Source organism: Bartonella sp. OD88NMGDW (assembly GCF_042193775.1).
GTDB lineage: Bacteria > Pseudomonadota > Alphaproteobacteria > Rhizobiales > Rhizobiaceae > Bartonella > Bartonella grahamii.
The window spans coordinates 1-1020 of the sequence record NZ_JBHIMA010000060.1; the positions used below are offsets into that span (position 1 = coordinate 1).

The 1020-nt window shown below is 42.2% G+C and carries 1 protein-coding gene; it reads right to left on the bottom strand.

Annotated features, from left to right (window positions below):
• Positions 1 to 783 precede the first annotated feature (783 nt).
• Positions 784 to 933 carry a hypothetical protein gene (locus ACFIJR_RS09075; RefSeq protein WP_375621917.1) on the bottom strand — a complete coding sequence of 50 codons (150 nt, stop codon included), beginning with the start codon at positions 931 to 933 and terminating at the stop codon, positions 784 to 786.
• Positions 934 to 1020: the final 87 nt, after the last annotated feature.

Consider the following 1020-nt stretch of genomic DNA (forward strand, 5'->3'; position numbering starts at 1 on the left):
TGTTAGGATTAGGGGGGTGATTGGTAGTAGGAGGGTAGAAATGATGGTGAGTGTGGGGGTGAGGGGTGTTGGTTTTGTGTTTTCAAGTTGTCAGTTCATCTTTGTGTTGTTAGGAGTGGGGAATAGTGATACTGAGACAGTGTAGATTAGGCGTATGTAGAAGTACAGGTTAAGTAGGGTTATGGCGACTATGATGGAGGGGATGATGAAGTTGTTGTTTATTGCAAGTTCTTGAATAGTTATTCATTTAGGTAGAAAGCCGGTTAGTGGAGGTAGACCTCCTAGGGATATGAGGGTGAATATTGTTAGTGGTATGAGTTGGGGTGATTTGTTTCAGGTAAGGGACAGTGTAAGGGTTGTGGTGTTTGAGTTTAGATTGAGGAATAGGAATATGGTGGTTGTTAGGGCGATGTATGTGGTTAAGTAGAGGGTTGTGATGGTTGGGTTGTATGTTAGTGTTATTATCATTCAGCCTATGTGAGTGATTGAGGAGTATCCTATAATTTTGCGTAATTGTGTCTGGTTTAGGCCTCCTCAGCTACCTGCTATAATAGATAGGGTTGAGAGGGTTATGAGGGCACAGGTGTTGATTGATGGGTGAATTTGGTATATAATTGAGATGGGGGCTAGTTTTTGTCATGTGAGGAGGAGTAGGCCAGGAATTAGGGGTGTTCCTTGGGTGACCTCTGGAATTCAAAAGTGAAAGGGGGCTATTCCTAGTTTTATAGCAAGGGCAGCAGTTATTATTAATGATGGGAGTTGATTGGTGGTACTTGTTATTATTCAGTGTCCTGATAGTAGGTTGTTGAGGGTAGTTGCTATTATAAGAATTATGGATGCGGTGGATTGTATTAGGAAGTATTTGGTAGCGGCTTCTGTGGAACGGGGGTTTGTTTTTTTGATTAGAATTGGAATGAAGGCTAGTATGTTTATTTCTAGGCCTGCTCAGGCGAGAAATCAGTGTGAGCTTAGTAGTGTAGTGAGTGTGCCTGTGATTATTGTGGTGTAGATGGTGAGTTG